Origin of the sequence: Pseudomonas fildesensis, assembly GCF_001050345.1 — a bacterium.
GTDB lineage: Bacteria > Pseudomonadota > Gammaproteobacteria > Pseudomonadales > Pseudomonadaceae > Aquipseudomonas > Aquipseudomonas fildesensis.
Genome location: NZ_LFMW01000039.1, coordinates 320,995 through 341,169 on the forward strand (window position 1 = coordinate 320,995; position 20,175 = coordinate 341,169).

Consider the following 20,175-nt stretch of genomic DNA (forward strand, 5'->3'; position numbering starts at 1 on the left):
AGCACCTCCTCAAAAACTTTGAGAAATACGCAACGCGACGGTATAGCCCTGGGCACGGTTTTGCGCGTCGAACTCCTTGTAGGCGTGGAGCCAGACAGGTGGCAGCCCTGGCTTGAAGTAACTGACCGCAGGGCCGACAGCCAGCACACGCGCGCGATTTCCCGTTTCCAGGCCGGGTGCATTGTCATCGGTGAACTGACGGTAGTAGTAGCCACCCAGCCCCACGGTCCATGGCCCTACGTGCTGGCCCACCGCAAATTCGTGTCGGTACTCAATACCGTTTTTGTAATCGGTGGCGTTGTTACGTGTATTGATGTCGGCTTCAAAGCTTGAAGACACTTCGAAGCCGCTGTCACTGATATAGGTGGCGTTAACTATTGGCGAGAAGGTCCAGTGATTCAGGCCCGGGGACACCAAACGATTCTTGTCGTAGTCACCGGTAGGCGCCTGAATTTGGAACTGCGTATTGATGAATAGATTCGGCGACACGTTCCATTGCAGGATCAATGGCAGAAACTGCACATCGGCCATACGGAACGGGTCGGCTTCCAGGCTCAGCGGCCCTACGGGCGTGGGCACTTTGATCGAAGCGTCCATTTTGAAGAACGGCACGATAACGCCAAACCCATACTTGGCGCCCAGGACAGTGTTATCTGTCATGCGCATATAGGCGACGCCGATGGAGAGCACGTCCAGGGAAAGATGGTTATCGACTGAGCGCCCTTCACGGTCCTTCTGAACATTGGTCGAGTAGAACGCGGTTCGCAGACCAAGCGTGCCGAACGGAGTCGCCGGGGGCGACATTCCCGCACCAAAATCATAAACGCCGACGGCGGTGGTCGGAGAGCCGTTTTCAGTGCCATGAGCACCGGTGCACAGACCCACCAGCCCCAAAGTGATCAACGTAAATTGTCTGACGCTTGCGTTGTTTTTATGGTTCATCGAATGCCCTCCCACCCCATTGGTGTAGGAGTCATCCTAGTAAGCGAAACCTTTAACTTGTTATCCGATTTCAGCAGAGTTGAGTGCGGCGCAATGTCTGTGAAGGGTTTTCTCCGAACATAATTCGGTAGTCACTGGAAAACCGGCTCAAGTGCCAGAATCCCCACCGAGCGGCGACTTGCTGGACGCCATGAAGTTGAGTGCTCGTTCGCAGTTCACGGCGCACCGCATTGAGGCGCAACGCGCGCAGATAGGCCACCGGATTGATCCCCAGGGTTTCCTGGAAACAGTATTGAAGTTTACGGCGACTGGCGCCGATGTGATTACACAGGTCAAGGATCGACAACGGCTCGTCGACATGAGACAGCGCATACTCACGCGCCCGGTCGACCATCCGTTTGCGCGCCGTGGGGTTAAGTGGCGGCGCATGATCCGGTGCAACCAACTCAAGCACATGCAGCATGACTACATCACGAATACCCCGGCGGATTGAGTCATAGCCGAGCAGCACATCATGCGCCTGATCACTGCTCGTCAGCTCCTCGAACAACGTAGCAAGTTCTGTTCGAACCGTTGAGTTGCCCAAGCGGTAACACTTGGGAAGATCGGTAATTCGAAAGTGACTACCCTGGCGCTCAAGCACATGTTCAAGCGTGCGCTCATCAATCGCCACGCCCAGCAAGTCCAGATGCTGCGGTGTGCTCAATTCAGGAAGATTGTCACCGCGGGCGACCAACATACTGGGCTCGTGAATCGTATGCCCAGAGCAAAAAACCGGGCCATGAGCACTCAACGGTATGCTGAAGGTAATAGCGCCTTTCCAGGCCACGCCGCTTTTGGTCATGGCCTGATTAGAGCGGTCGCGCACCAGTTGCATCCAGTCTGCACGAAACTCAATCAGCTCACCCTCGAAGCGCCCGGGGGTCAGTTGATCGTAGCGAACTTGCCACCCCTCCATGTTCTGCGCGTGCTCATCAATGTCACTCGCGATAAAACGATGGATGGGTAATACAGGCATTGAGGGCGCCGAAATCAGCAGATTATTATTGTTCATGACCCAACCCTTATCAGTTCAGGAGCTTGCATACCTACCGTATGCAAGCGCCATTCCGAATGGGCCTGTGAACCTTCACTTGTGCCGAAATGGGATAGTCCACGCGGCTCGGCTTAACGTGCACAGGGTATTTTGTATCGGGTATTACCGCTGATGCGCTGACTGGCGGTGGAATGCGCCACCGAGAACGTGGCGCAGTTCTTATCGAACTTAAAATAACTTACTGATTTTAAAGGGTTAAAATTTCAACCTAAAGTGTTGAGTCTTGCATAAACACTTTCAGGCGACCGCATTCTTGTGGCAAGCGGGCTTGTCCCGCGTTGGGCTGCGCAGCAGCCCCAAAACCAGGCGCAGAGGAGTGCCCGATACACCGCATTCGTCTTCATCAGGGGCGCTTCGCACCCCAACGCGGGACAAGCCCGCTCGCCACAGAGGTCCCAGTTTGCTGCGCGACAGCGCTACGTCGAAGAGGTAGTGGGACCTCCCTTCATACAAACGGTAGCGCTTCGCAGGCGTTCTCTATCGCCACCCGATACTGCGCTACCCGAGACGGCAGATAGTTGAAAAAGAACCTGGCGCTTTGCAGCTTGTCAGCGCGTAACGGATCGTCTTCGGGCAACGCCCTGGAGACCCGTGCGGCCCTCGCCCAGGCCAGCGCCAGTAGCGTCACGCCGCACAACTGGAGGAAATCCCCGGCGGCCCGATAAGGGTATTCGCTGTCCTCGCGGGCACGTGCTCGTATGCCGGAGACCACGACCGTCAGCACCTCGCACAGGTTGCCCAGCGCAGCGGCAAAACCAGCACATTCAGCCCATTCGCCGCCCTGCTCGGCCTCGTCACGCAGCTCCGTCAGCAGCAGCCCGAAGGCACGGCCCTCGTCCCCCAGCACCTTGCGCAACAACAGGTCATTGGCCTGAATCTCATTGCTACCTTCGTAGATCATTGCGATGCGGCTGTCGCGCAGAGTCTGCTCGATGGCGAACTCGGCGACGTAGCCGTAACCGCCGAACACCTGCAGGGCATTGCTCGCCTGGCGAAACCCCTGTTCGGTGAAAAACGCCTTGATGATCGGCGTCAATAACTGCGCGAGCTGCCCGGCCCGCTGCTGTGCCTGTGGGTCCGGGGCATGCTCGGCCTGATCCAGCAAATGCGCCGCCCAATAGCCGATGGCCCGCAAGCCTTCGCTGGTGGTGCGTAACTCCAGCAGCACCCGGCGCATGGCAGGGTGATAAAGAATCGGATCCGCCACCTGAGCCAGCACCCCGTCGGGCCTGAGCGGAGCTCGCATCTGCACCCGCCCGGCAGCATACTCCAGGGCATTCTGCCAGGCCGCTTCAACGTGCCCCAGGCCTTGCAGGCCCACATGCAGGCGCGCCGAATTCATCATCACGAACATGGCCGCGAGGCCCTGATTGGCATCGCCGATCAGCCAGCCTTGGGCACCTTCGAAGATCAACGAACAGGTGGCGCTGCCCTTGATACCCATCTTGTGTTCAATGCCGTCGCAATGCACGCCATTGGCCCGGCCATCGTCCAGTTGCTTGGGGACCAGGAACAGGGAAATTCCGCGACTGCCCGGCGGCGCATTGGGCAATCGCGCCAGCACCAGGTGCAGGATATTGGTCGTGAGGTCGTGCTCGCCGCCGGAGATAAATAGTTTGTTGCCGTGCAGGCGATAACTGCCGTCGCCCTCGGGGGTCGCGCGACAACGCAGCAGCCCGACATCGCTGCCCGCTTGAGGCTCGGTCAGGCACATGGTGGGCAAGGCCTGGCCACTGACGATCTCGGGCAGGTAGCGCGCCTGCAGCCAGGGCGCTGCATGGGCCTTGAGGCACAGGTAAGCACCATGGGAAATGCCGGTGTACATGGCCCAGGCGTGATTGGTGGCGTAGAGCATCTCTTGCAACGCGGCGTCGAGCAGTTGCGGCAACCCCTGCCCGCCCAGCGCCTCGGCGCACGCCAGTGACGGCCAGCCACCGTCGACATAGGCCCGATACGCCTCGGCAAAACCGTCTGGCGTGCTGACCTGGCCCGCCGTCCAACGGCAGCCCTGACGATCACCGCTGCTGTTCAGGGGCGCCAGCACGCCCTGGCTGAAGCGCCCCGCTTCTTCCAGCACCTGCACGGCCAGCGGCATGTCCAACGCCTCGAACGTCGGGCTACGGCTCCACGCTTGGGGCGCTTGCAGCCAATGTTCAAGCACAAATTGCATGTCGCGCAGGGGCGCCTGATAGCTCCACATGGGAAACCTCACGGGATAGAAAAAGTCGCCCGCCACACCGGGCGGACAGCTGAAACCTCAGGCGCGATACGCCGGGTTCTCGATCAACAACGCCATGCCCTGCCCGCCGCCCACACACGCAGCGGCAATCCCGTAGCGCAGGTTGTGCTGGCGTAATTGTCGGGCCAGGGTCATGACCAGGCGCAGGCCGGTGGCAGCCAACGGATGCCCGAGCGCGAGGGAGCCTCCCTGGACGTTGAGCCGGGCGCTGTCCAGCTCCAGCTCCTGAGCCACCGCCAGCACCTGGGCGGCCTGGGCTTCGTTGATCTCGAAACGGCCAATGTCGCCCAGGCTCAACCCGCTGCGTCGCAGCAGCAGGCGGATCGCCGGTGCAGGGCCGATGCCCATAAACTCCGGTGCGACGCCGACCACCGCGCTGGCCAGCAAACGGGCCAGGGCCGGACGCGTGCAGGCCGAGGCGCGCCCCACCAGAGCTGCCGCTGCACCATCAACCACAGCACAACTGTTGCCGGCGGTTTGCACACCATCGGCATGCACCGCGCGCAAGCGTGCCAGGGCCGCAAGGTCCGTGGGCCGCGGGTGGCTATCCTCGGTGACGGCACCGGCCCGGCGCGCCAGGGCGATGCCTCTCGGCTGGTACCCCTCAAGCTCAAACACTTGGTTATCGACAGCCACGATCTCTTCGCCCCAGGCCCCGGCACGCTGTGCCTGCAACGCTCGCAGATGGCTGTCGCAGGCATAGCGGTCCACCGCCTCGCGACTCAGGCCATAACGCCGCGCCAGGTTGTCCGCGGTGGCAATCATGTCCAGGCCCGGAGCCGGGTCGTACAGCGCTTCCCACAGAAAATCCTTGAACTGCACTTCGCCGCCGAGACGAAACCCGCCCCTGTGGGTGTACGCCGCAATGGGGTTGCGCGACATCGATTCACTCGCCACGCACAGCGCCAGTTGCACGTCGTCACGCAGTTGTTCAGCGGCCTGGCGCAACAGCTCGAAACCGGTGGCGCAGATGCGCTGCACCCCCAGCGCCGGGACCGATTGCGCCACACCGCTGTACAACCCGATATGCCGTGGCAGCAAGTAGGCATCGAAGCTGGCCTGGGCCATGGAGCCGGCCAGTACGCTGTCCACCGCCATGGGATCGACACCCGCCCGGGCCAGTACTTCGCGTCCGACCTTGATCCCAAGGTCGATAGGTGACACCTGGGCCAGCGCGCCGCCGATGTCGACCCAGGGGGTGCGTACAGCGTCGAAAATCGCCACATCGGCAAACGCCGAATACTGCCCGGCGCTGCTCAAGGCTTGGGCCCGGCACGCAGGATCGTGGTGTCTTCACCGCGATACAGCGCCTCGACCTTGGCCGCGCGCCATTGCAGTACGGCGCGCTGGTTGATCGAACCTTTATCCGTAATTTCCCCACGGTCGATGGACGCTGCTTCGTCGAGCAAGGCAATCCATTCCAGGCGACTGGCATTACCGGTGGCCTCTCGATTGAGCCGTTGCAACCAGTTGCCGAACCATTCGCGCACCGGCGCGCTGGCCAACACGTCGGCGTCGCTGGCCTCGCTATTCAAGCCCGCCAGCCGGCGGCATTCGTAGAGCCTAGGGAACACGAGCGCGCCCAGGCACTCGCGGTCCGGCGCAGTAATCACAAGGTCCTGAACATAGGGCGAGCCTTCAAGCACCGCTCGATTGCGCAACGGACCGACGCTGACAAACACCCCGGAGGACAGCTTGAAGTCTTCGGCAATTCGCCCGTCGAACATCAGGCCCAGTTGTGGCTGATGCGGGTCGGCGAGCTTGATCGCGTCCCCGAACAGTAGAAGCCCTGTTCGTCGAACACTTCGGCGGTTTGCTGCGGTGCCCGCCAGTAACCCGGCATGATGTGCGGGCCGCGAAAGCGCCCTTCGAACTTGCCGTCCACCGGCACCAGGCGCACCTCACAGCCTGGAGCAGGCAAACCGATATAACCGGCCATGGACAACGGCCCTGTGGTGAAGGTGCAGGACGGCGCGGCTTCGGTCATACCGAGCCCGGCCATCATGCGGATGCGTTCGCCGCAGTGCTGCTCGGCCACGCGGTCGAGGCGATCCCAAATACTTTGGGACAGGCCGGCAGCGGCGAAGAAGAACAGCTTCATGCGGGCGAAAAAGCACTCGCGTAGCTCGGCGTCCTGCTCCAGGGCGTTCACCAGTTCTTCCCAGCCCTTGGGCACCGTCAGGTAAGCCGTAGGGGAAACTTCCTTGAGGTTGCGCAAGGTTTGAGCAAAGCCTTGGGCCGTGGGCTTGCCATCGTCGAGGTAAAAGGTGCCGCCGTTGTAGAGCACGATGCCGACGTTGTGGCTGCCGCCAAAGGTGTGGTTCCACGGCAGCCAGTCCACCAGCACGGGTGGTTCTTCACCGAACACCGGAAACGTCTGCAACAGCATTTGCTGGTTGGCGCACAGCATGCGCTGGGTAGTGATCACCGCCTTGGGCAACTTGGTCGAGCCCGAGGTAAAGAGAAACTTGGCGATGCTGTCAGGGCCCGTGGCGTTAAACGCTTGCTCGGCCTCAGCACCACCCGGCGTTTGCAGCAGGCTGGCAAAGCTCGCCTGACTGCGTCCCGGGACTTGGCCGCGCACAGTAATCAGCGGTGTTTCGGCCGGCAATACGGCGTCGATGGCACGCTGGTACGCTGCTGCGTCGCTGACGAACACCAACCCCGGTTGCAGCAGGTCGCACACATGCCGCAGCTTGGCAAAGTCCTGGGACAACAACGAATACGCCGGCGACACCGGGCAGTAAGGAATGCCGGCGTACATCGCGCCGAGGGCCACCTGCAAATGCTCGATGTCATTGCCCGACAGCAGCGCCAGCGGCTTGTGTGCAGAGAGCCCATAACTCAGCAGGCTCTGGGCAATCGCCCGCACACTCTCGAGCATCTGCCCATAGCTGACACGGCGCCAGTCACCGTCGGCCTCGCGCGCGGCAATAAACGTCTGATCGGGCCGCACCTGGGCCCAATGCACCAGACGATCGAGCAAGCGCGCCGGCAACTCGGCCAGTGGCTCCAGCGAACGCATATGCAGCACGCCCAGTTCTTCAGTGACCTGCACCGGCGCATGGCCGATGGACACCTCGCGGTATCGCGGCGTGTACTGCTCAGGCTGAGGTTGCGGTCTGAATTCGGAACTCACAGGGATGTCCTCTATCAAGGCACGCCGAAAGGCGCCCCGGGGGCAGCTCGTGGCTGCCGCCTTGTTATTGTTATGTACGGCCAACTCGAAGCGGCGACGCCGGTTCAGATTGGGTAATGCCGTGGCCCGTTCTGCAAGGTCACCCAGCGCAATTGCGTGAAGTGCTCAATGGAAGCCTTGCCGCCAAAGCTGCCGTAGCCACTGGACTTGACTCCGCCAAAAGGCATCTGCGCCTCGTCATGCACGGTCGGGCCGTTGATATGGCAAATGCCCGACTCCACCCGCTGTGCCAGTGCCAGTGCACGCCCTGTGTCGCGACTGAAGATCGCCGCCGACAGGCCAAACTCCGAGTCGTTGGCCAGGCGCAGCAGTGCTTCATCACCGTCACCGCGCAGCAACACCGCCACCGGCCCGAAGGACTCTTCGCGGTACAGGCGCATGCTCTCGGTGACGCCATCGATCAGGGTCGGCTGCAGGATGCTGCCGCCCAGTTGGCCGCCCACTACCAACCGCGCACCCTTGTCCAGGGCATCGTCGATCAGGGCCTTGATGCGCGTACCGGCACTGGCGTCCACCAGAGATCCCAAGACCGAATCCACCGCAGCGGGATCACCCGCGCGCAGGGTCGCGACCTTGGCCGCCAGCTTGGCGATAAACACATCGGCAACCTTGGCGTCGACGATCAGGCGTTCGGTGGACATGCAGATTTGCCCCTGGTTGAAGTAAGCACCAAAGGCCGCCGCCGCCACAGCGGCATCCAGGTCGGCGTCGTCGAGTACCAGCAACGGCGCCTTGCCGCCGAGTTCCAGCAAGGCAGGCTTGAGGTGCCGCGCCGAGAGTTCGCCGACAATACGCCCGACATGGGTCGAGCCGGTAAAGTTGACGCGGCGCACCGCCGGGTTGGCAATCAGCCGTTCAACGATGGCAGCGGCATCCGCCGGGGCGTTGCTGATGACGTTGACCACCCCATCGCCAAGGCCCGCATCCTGGAGTACCTGGCCAATCAGACGGTGCACCGCGGGGCTTAACTCCGAGGCCTTGAGCACCACGGTATTACCGCAGGCCAACGGCATGGCGATGGCGCGAGTGGCGAGGATGACCGGGGCATTCCACGGCGCGATGCCCAGCACCACGCCGCAGGGCTGACGCAGGGCCATGGCGAAACTGCCAGGCACATCGGAGGGAATAACGTCGCCCGTGATCTGGGTGGTCATCGACGCCGCTTCGCGCAGGATGTTGGCCGCCAGGCGAACGTTGAAGCCATACCAGTTGGCCATGGCGCCGGTCTCGCCGGCGGCGGCGATGAATTCGGCGCTTCGCGCCTGCAATTGCTCTGCCGCATTGAGCAAACGGGTGCGGCGCTCATTGGGCGCCAGCGCGGCCCAGCCAGGGAATGCAGCCTGGGCTGCCGCTACGGCGGCGTCGGCATCTTCCAGGGTTGCGGCGGCAACCCGCGAGACCACTTCACCGGTCACCGGGTTGCGGCGTTCGAAGGTTCGACCGTCGCGGGCGGGGCACGACTGGCCGCCGATCAACAGGGGCACGTCCAGCATGGTGATTCCTCTTTATTGTCTTTATCGGGAATGCAGTGGAGCGGTGTAACAGTAGCGCCGGCAGGCGGCAGCGAACAGCGGGATGCGCCCGCTATTCGCCTGCGTGCTTCAGCGTTTGTAAGCCTGAAGGCCGGGTTTGATGCTCTTGTCGTCGAGGAACTGCTTCATGCCCTGCTCGCGACCGCCTTCGGTGTCGAGCAGGCGCGACTGATCGAGCTTGGCGTAGAGGTAATCCTCGTTCTGCTCCCAGGTCAGTTCGCGGCAGCGCTTGAAGCCATGCTTGGCCGCACGCAGCACCACCGGGTTTTTCTCCAGCAGGTTGCGCGCCAGTTCGACGGTGACTTCACGCAGCTGTGCCAGGGGTACGCTCTCGTTGACCAGGCCCATTTCAGCGGCTTTTTGCCCGCCAAAAGTCTTGCCGGTCATGATGTAGTAAAGCGACTGGCGATGGCCGACGGTATCAGCCATCGCCTTGCTCACCAGGTTGCCAGGCGGGATGCCCCAGTTGATTTCCGAGAGGCCGAAGGTCGCTTCGTCGGCGCAGATCGCCAGGTCACACGCCACCAGCGGGCTGAAGCCACCGCCGAAGCACCAGCCATTGACCATGGCGATGGTGGGCTTGGTGTACATGCGCAACAGTTTCCATTGCCATTGCGAGGCTTCGCGACGGATTTTTTCCTGGAGAATTTCAGGGCCGGCATCCACTTCGCGAAAGTATTCCTTGAGGTCCATGCCGGCGGTCCATGCCTCACCCGCACCCGTCAGCACCAGTACCCCGGCGGCCGGATCCTGCTCGAGGGTTTCCAGTACGTCGATCATTTCCCGGTTCAGGGTCGGGCTCATTGCGTTACGTTTTTCCGGACGATTGAGAATGACCCAGGCAATGCCTTCCTCGATCTCTACCTTGACGGTGGTCCAGCGGCCTTCGTAATTGCTCATGGTGGTTGCTCTCTTGTTCTTGACGTGAAGATGATTCGAAATTAAACCGCAAATATAGTTATTTCAATTAACTATTAATTTCAATAACCAATATTTCCCTAACGTAAACCTGCAATGTTCCGGCGTTGCGAAAACCCGGCATAGCCAATGCTTGCCAACCCCGGCAAACTAGATAGCCTTCTTAACCTCCACCTTTTGAGGATTGCACTGTTAATGGCCAAGCCTTCCAACATCGCTGACGCCAGCCAGGCCCGGCCCCACAACACCGAGGTGCGGCCGCCGCTGGATTCGGCTCTTGACGAGCTGATCGGCTACGCCATGCGTCGCGCCCAGCTCAAGCTGTTCCAGAATCTGATCGGCCGGTTGTCGGACCACGATCTGCGCCCCGCTCAGTTCTCGGCCCTGGCGATCATCGACCAGAGTCCCGGCCTGATGCAGGCCGATCTGGCGCGCGCCCTGGCCATTGAGCCGCCCCAAGTGGTGCCCTTGCTGAACAAGCTGGAAAGCCGCGCCCTCGCGGTGCGGGTGCGCTGTAAGCCGGACAAACGCTCCTATGGGATTTTCCTCAGCAAAACCGGCGAAACCCTGCTCAAAGAGCTCAAGGAGATCGCCGCCCAGAGCGACCTCGACGCCACAGCAGCTCTGGATAGCCAGGAACGTGAGGAGCTGCTGCGCTTGCTGAAGAAGGTGTATCAGGACTGATCCGCGCCCATTGCGTGGCGCTTACCAGAGCGCCACGGTGTAGAGCACCAGGAAACGGGTCTGGTTTTCATCGCGAAACGCCGCACCGCCAGGGAAGTCATTGCGGTAGATCGATTTGCGCGCCATCAGCCCGACGTTCTTCAGGGGGCCGCTCTGGATCACGTAACCCAGTTCCAGCTGGAACTCGCGCTCCTTGCGGTCATCGGCATTGAAAGCCGCCAACTCGATATTGCGATTGACCTGATCACGGGATTTTCCTGCCCGTCTGGCGAAGGCCTGCAGCGGTAAATTACTCGAAGCCTCATCAGTGGCTAACATTTCGCAGCGCTGGCGTTGGATGTCGGACACGTAGGGCCTGCGCGACTTTTCAGTCTGAATTGGAACGGGTATGACCGGCAACTGGTGGGGCACGATGAGGGCAGGCTTGCTGCTGACTAACACCTTGGAGACCAGGTTGGCCGGGTGTCGCCAGCCAATTCAGGCGCTTAAGTTCACTTATACAAAATCGCCTGATGAATATCCTCCAGCGCCATGATGCGCTGGGCGGCGTTGAGCTTGATGGCCTCCTTGGGCATGCCGAACACCACGCAACTGGCCTCGTCCTGGGCCACCGTGGCGGCTCCGGCCTCGAGCATCTCCTTGAGCCCGCGCGCGCCGTCGTCGCCCATGCCGGTCATGATGATGCCGGTGGCATTCCTGCCGGCGAACTTGGCCACCGAGCGAAACAGTACATCCACTGACGGCCGATGCCGGTTGACCAGCGGCCCGTCGATCACCTGGGCGTGATAATAGGCGCCACTGCGGGTGACCATCAGGTGCTTGCCGCCAGGCGCGATCAGGGCCAGGCCGGGCAGGATGCGGTCGTTGTTGCGCGCTTCGCGCACCTCGATTTCGCAGACGCTGTTGAGGCGTTCGGCAAAGGACGCGGTGAATTTCTCTGGCATGTGCTGCACGATCACCATGCCCGGGCACACCCTCGGCAGTGCCGTCAGCACCGCCTCCAGCGCCTGGGTACCGCCGGTGGAGGTGCCGATGGCGACGATGCGTTCAGTGGTCTGTGCCATGGCATGGCCATTGGCGGCGGGCAGGATCGCATCCGCGCTAAGCTTGCTGGCCGGGGCCAGTGATGGCGCCGGGCGGGCGCTGCGCTGCCCCAGGTTCCTGACGTTGGAGTTCGCCGCGGCGCGGATCGCTGCCACCAGCTCGGCCGCCGATTCGATCAGGAAACTCTTCAACCCGGTCGTGGGTTTGGTGATGATTTCCACAGCGCCCGCCGACAGCGCCTGCAGCGAGGTTTCCGCGCCTTTCTGGGTCAGCGAGGAACAGATCACCACCGGCGTCGGCCGCTCGCTCATGATTTTCTTGAGAAAGGTGATGCCGTCCATGCGCGGCATCTCCACGTCCAGCACAATCACATCCGGCCATTCCCGGGCGAGTTTGTCCATGGCGAAAATCGGGTCGGAGGCGGCGCCCATAACGTGAATATCCGGCGTATCACTGAGAATCGCCAGCAGCACCTGACGCACGACGGCCGAATCATCGACCAGCAGCACACTGATTTTTTTGGTAGGCATCTTGTTGAAGTATTCCCATTGGTTGGTGCCGAACCCAGACGTTGCCGTTCCACAGGTCGAACATGATCGTGCGGTAACCGGTACTGCCCATGTCTTGAGCAGTCAGGTGCAGGTGATAGCGCTCGGCCAGGTCCAGCGCCGCGCGAATATTCAGGCTGGCCACGTCCTGCGTCGGCTTGTGGCGCTGCAGCTCAGGAAACATCTTGCCGCCGCCGAACAATTTGACGTGGTAATCCCGTGCATGCGTGCCATTGACGTGGGCGTGGCGCAGCAGCAGTTCCAGGGCCTCATCGGCATATCTGCCGTCCAGGGGCTGTTGGCTGTGCAAGCGCCTCGGAAGCATGAAGTGACACATGCCGCCGATCAGTCGTTGCGGGTGCCAAAAAGTGATCGCCACGCAGGAACCGAGCAAGGTGCGCAGGCGCGTCGGCCCTGTCGCAAAGCTGACCTGGCCAGGTGCCAACACCACTTCGGCCGCGCCGACAGGCTTTTTCATGGCTTGCGGTAAATCGACGGCGCCACCAGCTTCAAGGTGTCATTGACACCGTGCAGGCTCTCCGAGTGACTGATGATCAAGTAACCGCCGGGTTTGAGCAGCGGCAGCAGGCGCGCGACCACCTGGATCTTGGTCTGCTGGTCGAAATAAATCATCACGTTGCGCAGGAAGATCACCTCGAACTCCCCAAGGGCGGGCAGCGCTTCGTTGAGGTTGACCTGGACAAAATTGACGCGGTTACGCAAGGATTTGTCGATCAGGAAGGTGCCCTCCTCGCGACCAATACCCTTGAGGCAATACTTGGTCAGCAGCGGCTGGGGCAATGTCCCGGCGCGCTCCATGGAGTAATGGCCAGTGCGCGCCCTGGCCAGCACTTGGGTGCTGATGTCCGAGCCGACCACTTCCCAGGGCGTAGTGCCGAGGCTTTCGGCCAGGGTCATCGCCAGGCTGTAGGGCTCTTCGCCCGAGGAGCTGGCCGCGCTCCACACGCGAAACACCTTACCCGGCGCGGCCTGGGGCAGCACCTGCTGACGCAGGAAGTCGAAGTGCTTGGGTTCGCGGAAAAAATAGGTTTCGTTGGTGGTCAGCAAATCCAGGGCAACCTGCAATTCGCCCTTGCGCTGGTCATTCATGATCAGCTTGAAATACTCACCATAGCTCTGCAGTTCATAGTGCTTGAGGCGCTTGAACAGGCGCCCGGCCACCAGGGCTTTCTTGGCCGGCGACAGGTTGATGCCTGCCGCACGGTACAGCCAGGACTGGAACTGACCGAATTCACGATCATCAATGGAGGCGTTGTCTAGCATGATCGGGCCTCAACGCGGGTCGAGGTCGAGGGCCGCCACCTGGCCGCCCTCGGCGAGGCTGGACATCTCATCGATGGACAGCACCTTGTCCACCTCCAGCACAATCACGAACTTGCCATCGACCTTGGCCATGCCGCTGATGAAATCGGCGCGAATCCGCGCGCCGAAGTTGGGCGGCGGCTCGATCTGCGCGGCCGGGATTTCCTGCACGGCAGAAACCGTATCGACCAGCAGCCCGATGTCCTGGGGCTGGCCATCTTCGGTACTCGCCTCGATGATGATCACGCAGGAGCGCCGGGTGATCGCCGAGTTGGCCCGGCCAAAGCGCGCCGACAGGTCGACCACCGGCACCACCGCACCGCGCAGGTTGATCACCCCGCGCACGAAGGCGGGCATCATCGGCACCACGGTCAGGCTGCCGTATTCGATAATTTCCTTGATCCCCATAATGCCGATGGCGAACATTTCACCGGCGAGCATGAAGGTCAGGTACTGCGCATCCTCATCTACCGCAACCGCGGTATGCCGAGTCGTCATCACTGCGCCCATGTCACTCTCCCTAGTAGGCCCGTATTGATCGTGCGATCAGAAGCGGGTGAATTCCGATTCGTCCGGGGCGCTGGCCATGCTGTAGGCGAACGCCTTGCGCGGTGCCTGTGGTTTCGGGCGTGGCGGCTGCCGGTTTGGCTTGCTGCCGGGGCTGTCCACGCTGCTGTTTTGAACGGCGGCCTTGGGCGTTGAATCCAGCACGAAGAAACTCATGGCCTGTTGCAGTTGCTCGGCCTGGCTGCTCATTTCTTCGGCCGTGGCCGCCAGTTCCTCGCTGCTCGAGGCATTTTGCTGGGTCACTTGGTTGAGCTGGGTCATCGCCGTGTTGATCTGCGCGACACCTGCGGCCTGTTCCTCGGACGCGGCGCTGATTTCCTGCACAAGGTCGGAGGTCTTGTTGATGGAGGGCACCATTTCGTCGAGCAACTTGCCCGCTTTCTCGGCCATGTCCACGCTGCTGGAGGACAGTTCACCGATTTCCTGCGCGGCGACCTGGCTGCGTTCGGCCAGCTTGCGCACTTCGGCCGCCACCACTGCGAAACCCTTGCCATGCTCGCCGGCCCGAGCGGCCTCGATGGCGGCATTGAGGGCGAGCAAGTTGGTCTGGTAGGCGATGTCATCGATGATGCTGATGCGCTGGGCGATTTTCTTCATCGCCACCACGGTCTGCTGTACCGACTCGCCTCCCTCGGTGGCTTCCTTGGCGGCCTTGCTGGCCATGCCATCGGTGACCTTGGCGTTTTCGGTGTTCTGGTTGATGCTGGCGCTCATCTGCTCGACCGATGCACTGGTTTCCTCGACGCTGGCGGCCTGTTCACTGGTGGCCTGGCTCATCGATTGCGCGGTGGCGCTGACTTGCTCGGAGGCGCTGGCCAGGTTATCGGCGGCGTTGCGCACTTCGCCGATGATATGTGCCAGCTTGCCGACCATGTTGCGCATGGCGTTGAGCACCATGCCGGTTTCGTCTTTCCCACCGGGCTCGATGTGGGCGTTAAGGTTGCCTTCGGCCAATTGCTCGGCGGCGCTGGCGGCCTGGCGCAACGGGCGGGAAATGATCCGCGCGATGAATACCGCCAGACCCAGGCCGATCAACAGAGCCGCGACCAGCACCGCGATGATCGACACGCGTGCATTTTCGTACAGCGCCGAGCCCTTGTCGCCGGTGGCACTCGCGCCGGCGTCATTGAGCTCGACCATTTTCTGCAGGCGGTTGGTCACTTCGTCGAAATGCACCTTGGACTCCCCCCTGAGCAAACCGCGCGCCTGGGCTTCCTGGTTCTGCCGGGAAAACTCGAGCAACTGCTTGCTGGCTACCAGGTAGGCGTCCCAAGCGCTTTTCACGCTGGCCAGGAGCTGCCGATCTTCATCGTTCGACAGCAATTGTTCGTAGGTGCCCATGCGGGTTTCGAACTGTTGGCGCGCGTCGGCGGCTTCACGCTCGGCCTGGGCCTTTTCCTCGGCAACCTCGGTACCGATGTGGCGGTTTTCTTTCAAGCGATAGTTGGCAGCAAAAAAACGCATGCCTGCCGCTGCGCGCATGGACGGCATCCAGTTGCCCTTGATGTCCTGGGCTGCGTGGTTGACGGCTCCGAGCTGGAGGATGGCGAAGCCGCCCATGGCCGCTGTGAGCGCCAGGACCACCAGGAATGAGCAGATCAACTTGGTGGAAATTTTAAGATCGTAGAACCATTTCATCGGGGAACCTCCATGGAATTGCAAATACTTCAGCGAGCAACGACCGGTGGCGAGGGAGGCGCCTGAGTCGTGCGGGCTTCCAGTTGTACGATTTGGTTGAGCAGTGCCGGTATATCCAGGATCAGGGCAACCGCGCCGCTGCCCAATATGGTCGAGCCGCTAATTCCGCGCAGCGCGCCGAACAACTTGCCCAGGGGTTTGATCACGGTCTGGAACTCACCGAGCAGGTCATCCACCACCAGCCCGGCCTTGTGCTCGGCGTAGCGCACTACCACCACGTTCTGACGCCGGGCGGCGGGGCCTTCGTGGCTGAAGTGGTCGCGCAGGTGCACCAGCGGCAACACCTCGCCACGCAGGTCCAGATAGCCCTGGTCGCGGCTGGACTGACGCTGGTGTTTATCCAGCTCGATACATTCCTGGACCATGTCCAACGGAATCACGTAGGTGGATTGGTCGATGCCCACCAGAAACCCATTGATGATCGCCAGGGTCAGCGGCAGGCGAATGCGCACCACGGTGCCCTGGCCGGGGCGGCTGTCCAGGTCGACGGTACCGCGCAGCAGCGTGATATTGCGCTTGACCACGTCCATGCCGACGCCACGCCCGGACAGGTTGGTCACCGCCTCGGCGGTGGAGAAACCCGCTTCGAAGATCAGGTTGTAGATCTCCTGGTCGGTCAGCACCGCACCGCTGGCCACCAACCCGCGTTCCTGGGCCTTTTCCAGGATGCGTTCGCGGTTCAGCCCGGCACCGTCGTCGGCGATTTCGATAACGATGCTCCCTGAGTCATGGTAGGCATTGAGGTTCAGATGACCCTTGGCCGACTTGCCCGCCGCCCGCCGCGCATCGGCGCTTTCGATACCGTGGTCCATGGCGTTGCGCAGCAGGTGCATCAGCGGGTCGCCGATCTTCTCGACCACCGTCTTGTCCAGTTCGGTTTCCGCGCCGCTGATGATCAGTTCGATGTCCTTGCCCAATTCCTGGCTGATATCGCGCACCACGCGGCGGAAGCGGTTGAACGTGTCGCCGATGGGGATCATGCGCAAGTGCAGGGCACCATCGAGGATCTCTTCGACCAGCCCCGAGACCGTCGACGTGGCCTCTTGCAGGGGGTCGTTGTTACAAGAACGGGTCAGCAGGCTCGCGCCAGCGCTGGCGATCACCAGCTCGCCGACCAGGTTGATCAACTCGTCGAGCTTGTCGGCATTGACGCGCACGTAATTGCCGTCGCGGGTTTTCGCCTCGCTGGCTGCCGGCAGGCGCTGCGGCGAGGGCGTCATGGGGGCTTGCTCTGTCTGCGTGACCAGCTCGCTCCCCATGGCCGCAGGGCTGTCGGGCGCTTCGTCGACGGCAACGATGTGTACTTCACAGTCATCACGCACGAAATCGAACACTTCGTTGAGGGTGGCGTGGCTGGCCGTCGAGCGCAGGTCGATCTCGAAACCCAGGTAGCAGCTTTCCGGGTCCCAGCTGTCCATGGGCGGGATGCTGTCGGTCAGTGTGGTGACCTGCATCATCTGCCCCAAGGTCTCGAGGTAGCGCAGAAACGACAGCGGATCCATGCCATTACGGAACACGTCCACGCCGAAGCGCAGGGAGATGTGCCAGAGCACTTCGACCGCCGCGTCGTCGGCCACCTCAGCGGTTTCGACGCTGGCAGTGGCGGTTCGCATCGGCTGATAGGCACTCAGCGCCTCGCGCAATGCCTCACCGCGCTCCAGAGCGGCAGGCGTCGGCGCCTCACCGCGGTTGGCGACCACTTCGACCAGTTCGAGCATGTGATCGCCGCACTTGAGCAGCAGCGCGATCAATGCGGCGTCCACCGCCACATTGCCTTCGCGCAGGCGGTCAAGCACGTCTTCGACGATATGCGTGAACCCCACGATCGACGCCAGACCGAAAAGACCCGCCGAACCCTTGATGGTGTGCGCGGCGCGGAAAATCGCGCCGATGGCGTCCTGGTCGCCGGGCTCGCTTTCCAATTGCAGTAGGGATTGCTCCATGGCCTGCAACAGCTCGCGCGCCTCGACGATGAATGTCTGCTGTGCCTGATCGAGATTGATACTCACCTGGACTTTCCTTGTCGATCAATGAACGGGGGTCGCGCTGACTACGAGGCCGCGCCGCGACACAGTTGGAGTGCCTGCGTCACCGCCTGGCTCTGGCCGGTCACGCTCAAGGCGGTGCCGGCAATGCCGGCTTCACGCTGGATGACCGCGAGCAATTGCAGGCCGGCGCCATCCATTTCCGTGACCTGCGACAGGTCCAGCTCCAAGCGCGGCGCCGCGCCCATCTGCGGCAGCAGCTCACCCGCCAGCTCGGCTACGGTATAGATCGTGAGCTCGCCTTCAATGCGCACATGGACGGTGTCGTCGAGTATTTCACTGGTGATTGGCATGGGAGCCTCCCTGGCGCCTGGGGTCAGGGCAGGATTAGTTTTGAGACCGCTGCCAGCATCTGCGCCGGCTGGAACGGCTTGACCACCCATGCCTTCGCGCCGGCGGCCTGGCCCTCGGCCTTCTTCGATTCCTGGGACTCGGTGGTCAGCATGATGATCGGGGTGAACTTGTAGTTGGCCAGCTTCTTGACCTCCTTGACGAAGGTGATGCCGTCCATGTTCGGCATGTTCACGTCGCTGATGATCAGGTGCACCTTCTGCCCGGTGAGCTTGCCCAGGGCATCCCGGCCGTCGCAGGCCTCGATCACGTCGTAACCGGCGCTTTTCAAGGCAATGCCGACCACTTGCCGCACGCTGCTGGAGTCGTCGACCACTAATACATTCTTCGCCATGATGTGCTCCTAAAAGAAGGTAATGTCTTGAGAATTCTGCTGCACGGCCGCCTCGCCATGATGGATGCGCCGTTGCTCCTCGGTGGCATAGGTCGCTTCCATGCGCGCCAGCCACTGCCGGGCGTCGATGGCCTCGGCCTGGTCAGGGGCCTGGCTGGCCTGCAAGAGGTGGTCATGCAAGGCGTGCATGTTGTCCCGCACGTGGCTGAGGATCTGGCTGACCCGGTCCTGGAATTGCAGGTTGACCAGTACCTCGGTCATCTCATCACGAATGCCGTAGCTTTCCTGCTTGAGCAGGTCGGCGGAGTCGGCCAGGCGCCCGGTGATGTTCTGGAAGCGCTCGAGCACCACTTGGATACTGTTTTCGGACGCCGCCACCGAGTGGCTATCCTGGTCAGCGCTGCTGGACGCGGCCTGCACCAATTGAGTAATGGCGTTATTGATGATGTCGACCTTGGCCGACATCTGCTGGCCGGTTTCACTGGACTTACTCGACAGGCTGCGCACCGCATCGGCCACTACCGCGAAGCCGCGACCGGCTTCACCGGCACGCGCCGCCTCGATGGCCGCGTTGAGCGCCAGCAGGTTGGTTTGCGCGGCAATCGCCGCCACGTCGGCGGCCATGGTGCGCAGTTCGCCGGTATAGGCGGTGAGGCCGCGTACCTGGGCCAGGGTCTGGTCACGGCTGGTTTGAGTGGCCTTGAGCGAATTGATCACCTGGCTCAGCTCGCTGTCGCTGCGCGCCAGCACCTCGAGCGCGCCGTCAGCGGCTTGCCCATCCAGTTCGCCGGCCGCGTGCTGCGAGGCTTGTACCGTTTCCTGCAGGCGTGCGGCGATCCCGGTGAAACGGTTGGCCAGGCTCACAATGGCTTCTTCGGTCTGATGGCGCGAGCTTTCCACCTGCTTGGCCCAGATCGGCATGGCGCCGAGCAACACCTCATCGAGTTGTGCCCGCGAGCCCGTGCCGTTGCGCGCCGCGTCCGAGTCGGCCTGATCCGCCTGCGCCTGCGCAATGGCTCGCAACACCGCATCACGCTGCGAACCCGCGCTCCAGGCGCAGGCACCGAGGCCGATCAGCACCAGTACCGCGCAGGCCACCAGGTTGTCCGGCGCGGTCGACTGTACGAGTATCCAGATAACGGCGGGGACGACCGGGATGAAAGCGAACCAGCGAAAACGCGGATGACCTGGAAGGGGAATGCGGCTGGATTGACGCTGGGTCATGAGTTCGGTCCTTGAACGTTGTTGCGGATATAAACAACATAGGGGTTATCTGCCCCGTGAGTAGCAACTTTAGACATCCTGCGTGCCTTCCGTCTGGTTTATGACCAGCAGGTTACCGACCAGGGTGTTTGAGTCCCCCGAGCATGCACCTTTCTAGAGTCTAAAAAATAAGTGCGCTGATCGGGTGTGGCATAACGCAACTCCCCCGTGCTAACACCTGTCCACCGCAGCAGGTAGGGATTGTTCGTTACAGGAGGTTTGTAAGCGCTCCATAAACCCCACCGACTTCAAGATGGGTAATGCGCCTAGCTAGGCGATGCCGGCGAGCAGTTCCACGGTAACAGCGCTTCGTAATCTTCAACCGAGGTCGCCATTGGCAGCCGTTCTAATGCGTGGCGCAGCCACGCATAGGGCTCTTGGCCGTTGGCTTT

At 61.9% G+C, this 20,175-nt stretch carries 17 protein-coding genes and 2 pseudogenes; 1 reads left to right on the forward strand and 18 read right to left on the reverse strand.

Going from position 1 to position 20,175, the window contains the following annotated elements; translation table 11 throughout:
- Positions 1–9 precede the first annotated feature (9 nt).
- The 7 genes and pseudogenes from ACR52_RS28680 to ACR52_RS28710 form a co-directional block, all read right to left on the reverse strand.
- On the reverse strand, positions 10–942 hold the full coding sequence (locus ACR52_RS28680; protein WP_048731762.1) for a SphA family protein: 933 nt from the start codon (positions 940–942) through the stop codon (positions 10–12).
- Between the two features lie 70 nt (positions 943–1,012).
- On the reverse strand, positions 1,013–1,996 hold the full coding sequence (locus tag ACR52_RS28685; RefSeq protein WP_048731764.1) for a helix-turn-helix domain-containing protein: 984 nt from the start codon (positions 1,994–1,996) through the stop codon (positions 1,013–1,015).
- A 487-nt stretch (positions 1,997–2,483) separates the two neighbouring features.
- Positions 2,484–4,238 (reverse strand): acyl-CoA dehydrogenase family protein, encoded by a 1,755-nt coding sequence (locus ACR52_RS28690; RefSeq protein ID WP_048731765.1) that lies wholly within the window; start codon positions 4,236–4,238, stop codon positions 2,484–2,486.
- Between the two features lie 57 nt (positions 4,239–4,295).
- Positions 4,296–5,537: a thiolase family protein gene (locus ACR52_RS28695; RefSeq protein ID WP_048731767.1), complete on the reverse strand. Its 1,242-nt coding sequence runs from the start codon at positions 5,535–5,537 to the stop codon at positions 4,296–4,298.
- Positions 5,534–7,416: pseudogene (locus ACR52_RS28700) on the reverse strand (feruloyl-CoA synthase). Before ACR52_RS28700 ends, ACR52_RS28695 begins: the two are co-directional and overlap by 4 nt.
- Positions 7,417–7,520: 104 nt before the next feature.
- Complete coding sequence (locus ACR52_RS28705) at positions 7,521–8,969, reverse strand: aldehyde dehydrogenase (protein ID WP_048731770.1); 1,449 nt, start codon at positions 8,967–8,969, stop codon at positions 7,521–7,523.
- 108 nt (positions 8,970–9,077) lie between these two features.
- On the reverse strand, positions 9,078–9,908 hold the full coding sequence (locus ACR52_RS28710; RefSeq protein WP_048731771.1) for a p-hydroxycinnamoyl CoA hydratase/lyase: 831 nt from the start codon (positions 9,906–9,908) through the stop codon (positions 9,078–9,080).
- A gap of 213 nt (positions 9,909–10,121) precedes the next feature.
- Between ACR52_RS28710 and ACR52_RS28715 the strand changes: the two genes are divergently transcribed.
- Positions 10,122–10,610, forward strand: a complete 489-nt coding sequence (locus tag ACR52_RS28715) for a MarR family winged helix-turn-helix transcriptional regulator (protein WP_048731774.1) — start codon at positions 10,122–10,124, stop codon at positions 10,608–10,610.
- A 21-nt stretch (positions 10,611–10,631) separates the two neighbouring features.
- On the opposite strand, the pseudogene ACR52_RS28720 reads toward ACR52_RS28715, so the two are convergent.
- The 11 genes and pseudogenes from ACR52_RS28720 to ACR52_RS30015 form a co-directional block, all read right to left on the reverse strand.
- Positions 10,632–10,841: pseudogene (locus tag ACR52_RS28720) on the reverse strand (OprD family outer membrane porin); the annotation flags it as partial.
- Between the two features lie 260 nt (positions 10,842–11,101).
- Entirely contained in the window at positions 11,102–12,184 is a 1,083-nt protein-coding gene (locus tag ACR52_RS28725) for a protein-glutamate methylesterase/protein-glutamine glutaminase (RefSeq protein WP_048731776.1), read from the reverse strand.
- The gene (gene cheD / locus ACR52_RS28730; protein ID WP_048731778.1) at positions 12,147–12,680 is read right to left on the reverse strand and encodes a chemoreceptor glutamine deamidase CheD; all 534 of its coding nucleotides are present in this window, start codon (positions 12,678–12,680) and stop codon (positions 12,147–12,149) included. The genes ACR52_RS28725 and cheD overlap by 38 nt, the downstream gene beginning before the upstream one ends.
- A complete protein-coding gene (locus ACR52_RS28735) occupies positions 12,677–13,486 on the reverse strand; it encodes a CheR family methyltransferase (protein WP_048731781.1) in 810 nt (269 codons plus the stop codon). Before ACR52_RS28735 ends, cheD begins: the two co-directional genes overlap by 4 nt.
- Before the next feature lie 9 nt (positions 13,487–13,495).
- Positions 13,496–14,035, reverse strand: coding sequence for a chemotaxis protein CheW (locus tag ACR52_RS28740; RefSeq protein ID WP_048731784.1), 540 nt, complete (start codon positions 14,033–14,035; stop codon positions 13,496–13,498).
- Positions 14,036–14,071: 36 nt separating this feature from the next.
- Positions 14,072–15,730: a methyl-accepting chemotaxis protein gene (locus tag ACR52_RS28745; RefSeq protein ID WP_048731786.1), complete on the reverse strand. Its 1,659-nt coding sequence runs from the start codon at positions 15,728–15,730 to the stop codon at positions 14,072–14,074.
- Between the two features lie 29 nt (positions 15,731–15,759).
- Positions 15,760–17,799 (reverse strand): chemotaxis protein CheA, encoded by a 2,040-nt coding sequence (locus ACR52_RS28750; RefSeq protein WP_048731788.1) that lies wholly within the window; start codon positions 17,797–17,799, stop codon positions 15,760–15,762.
- A gap of 41 nt (positions 17,800–17,840) precedes the next feature.
- Positions 17,841–18,128, reverse strand: a complete 288-nt coding sequence (locus ACR52_RS28755; protein ID WP_048731790.1) for an STAS domain-containing protein — start codon at positions 18,126–18,128, stop codon at positions 17,841–17,843.
- A 23-nt stretch (positions 18,129–18,151) separates the two neighbouring features.
- Positions 18,152–18,520 (reverse strand): response regulator, encoded by a 369-nt coding sequence (locus tag ACR52_RS28760; protein ID WP_024076566.1) that lies wholly within the window; start codon positions 18,518–18,520, stop codon positions 18,152–18,154.
- Positions 18,521–18,529: 9 nt separating this feature from the next.
- Positions 18,530–19,744: a methyl-accepting chemotaxis protein gene (locus tag ACR52_RS28765; RefSeq protein ID WP_048731792.1), complete on the reverse strand. Its 1,215-nt coding sequence runs from the start codon at positions 19,742–19,744 to the stop codon at positions 18,530–18,532.
- 305 nt (positions 19,745–20,049) lie between these two features.
- Positions 20,050–20,175: transposase domain-containing protein (locus ACR52_RS30015; protein ID WP_152687716.1), on the reverse strand; the 126-nt coding region annotated here is incomplete at its 5' end.

Bases quoted from the DNA above. Each gene is read 5' to 3' on its own strand.
- ACR52_RS28680 (WP_048731762.1), bottom strand. From the start codon at position 942: ATGAACCATAAAAACAACGCAAGCGTCAGACAATTTACGTTGATCACT.
- ACR52_RS28685 (WP_048731764.1), bottom strand. From the start codon at position 1,996: ATGAACAATAATAATCTGCTGATTTCGGCGCCCTCAATGCCTGTATTA.
- ACR52_RS28690 (WP_048731765.1), bottom strand. From the start codon at position 4,238: ATGTGGAGCTATCAGGCGCCCCTGCGCGACATGCAATTTGTGCTTGAA.
- ACR52_RS28705 (WP_048731770.1), bottom strand. From the start codon at position 8,969: ATGCTGGACGTGCCCCTGTTGATCGGCGGCCAGTCGTGCCCCGCCCGC.
- ACR52_RS28710 (WP_048731771.1), bottom strand. From the start codon at position 9,908: ATGAGCAATTACGAAGGCCGCTGGACCACCGTCAAGGTAGAGATCGAG.
- ACR52_RS28715 (WP_048731774.1), top strand. From the start codon at position 10,122: ATGGCCAAGCCTTCCAACATCGCTGACGCCAGCCAGGCCCGGCCCCAC.
- ACR52_RS28725 (WP_048731776.1), bottom strand. From the start codon at position 12,184: ATGCCTACCAAAAAAATCAGTGTGCTGCTGGTCGATGATTCGGCCGTC.
- cheD (WP_048731778.1), bottom strand. From the start codon at position 12,680: ATGAAAAAGCCTGTCGGCGCGGCCGAAGTGGTGTTGGCACCTGGCCAG.
- ACR52_RS28735 (WP_048731781.1), bottom strand. From the start codon at position 13,486: ATGCTAGACAACGCCTCCATTGATGATCGTGAATTCGGTCAGTTCCAG.
- ACR52_RS28740 (WP_048731784.1), bottom strand. From the start codon at position 14,035: ATGGGCGCAGTGATGACGACTCGGCATACCGCGGTTGCGGTAGATGAG.
- ACR52_RS28745 (WP_048731786.1), bottom strand. From the start codon at position 15,730: ATGAAATGGTTCTACGATCTTAAAATTTCCACCAAGTTGATCTGCTCA.
- ACR52_RS28755 (WP_048731790.1), bottom strand. From the start codon at position 18,128: ATGCCAATCACCAGTGAAATACTCGACGACACCGTCCATGTGCGCATT.
- ACR52_RS28760 (WP_024076566.1), bottom strand. From the start codon at position 18,520: ATGGCGAAGAATGTATTAGTGGTCGACGACTCCAGCAGCGTGCGGCAA.
- ACR52_RS28765 (WP_048731792.1), bottom strand. From the start codon at position 19,744: ATGACCCAGCGTCAATCCAGCCGCATTCCCCTTCCAGGTCATCCGCGT.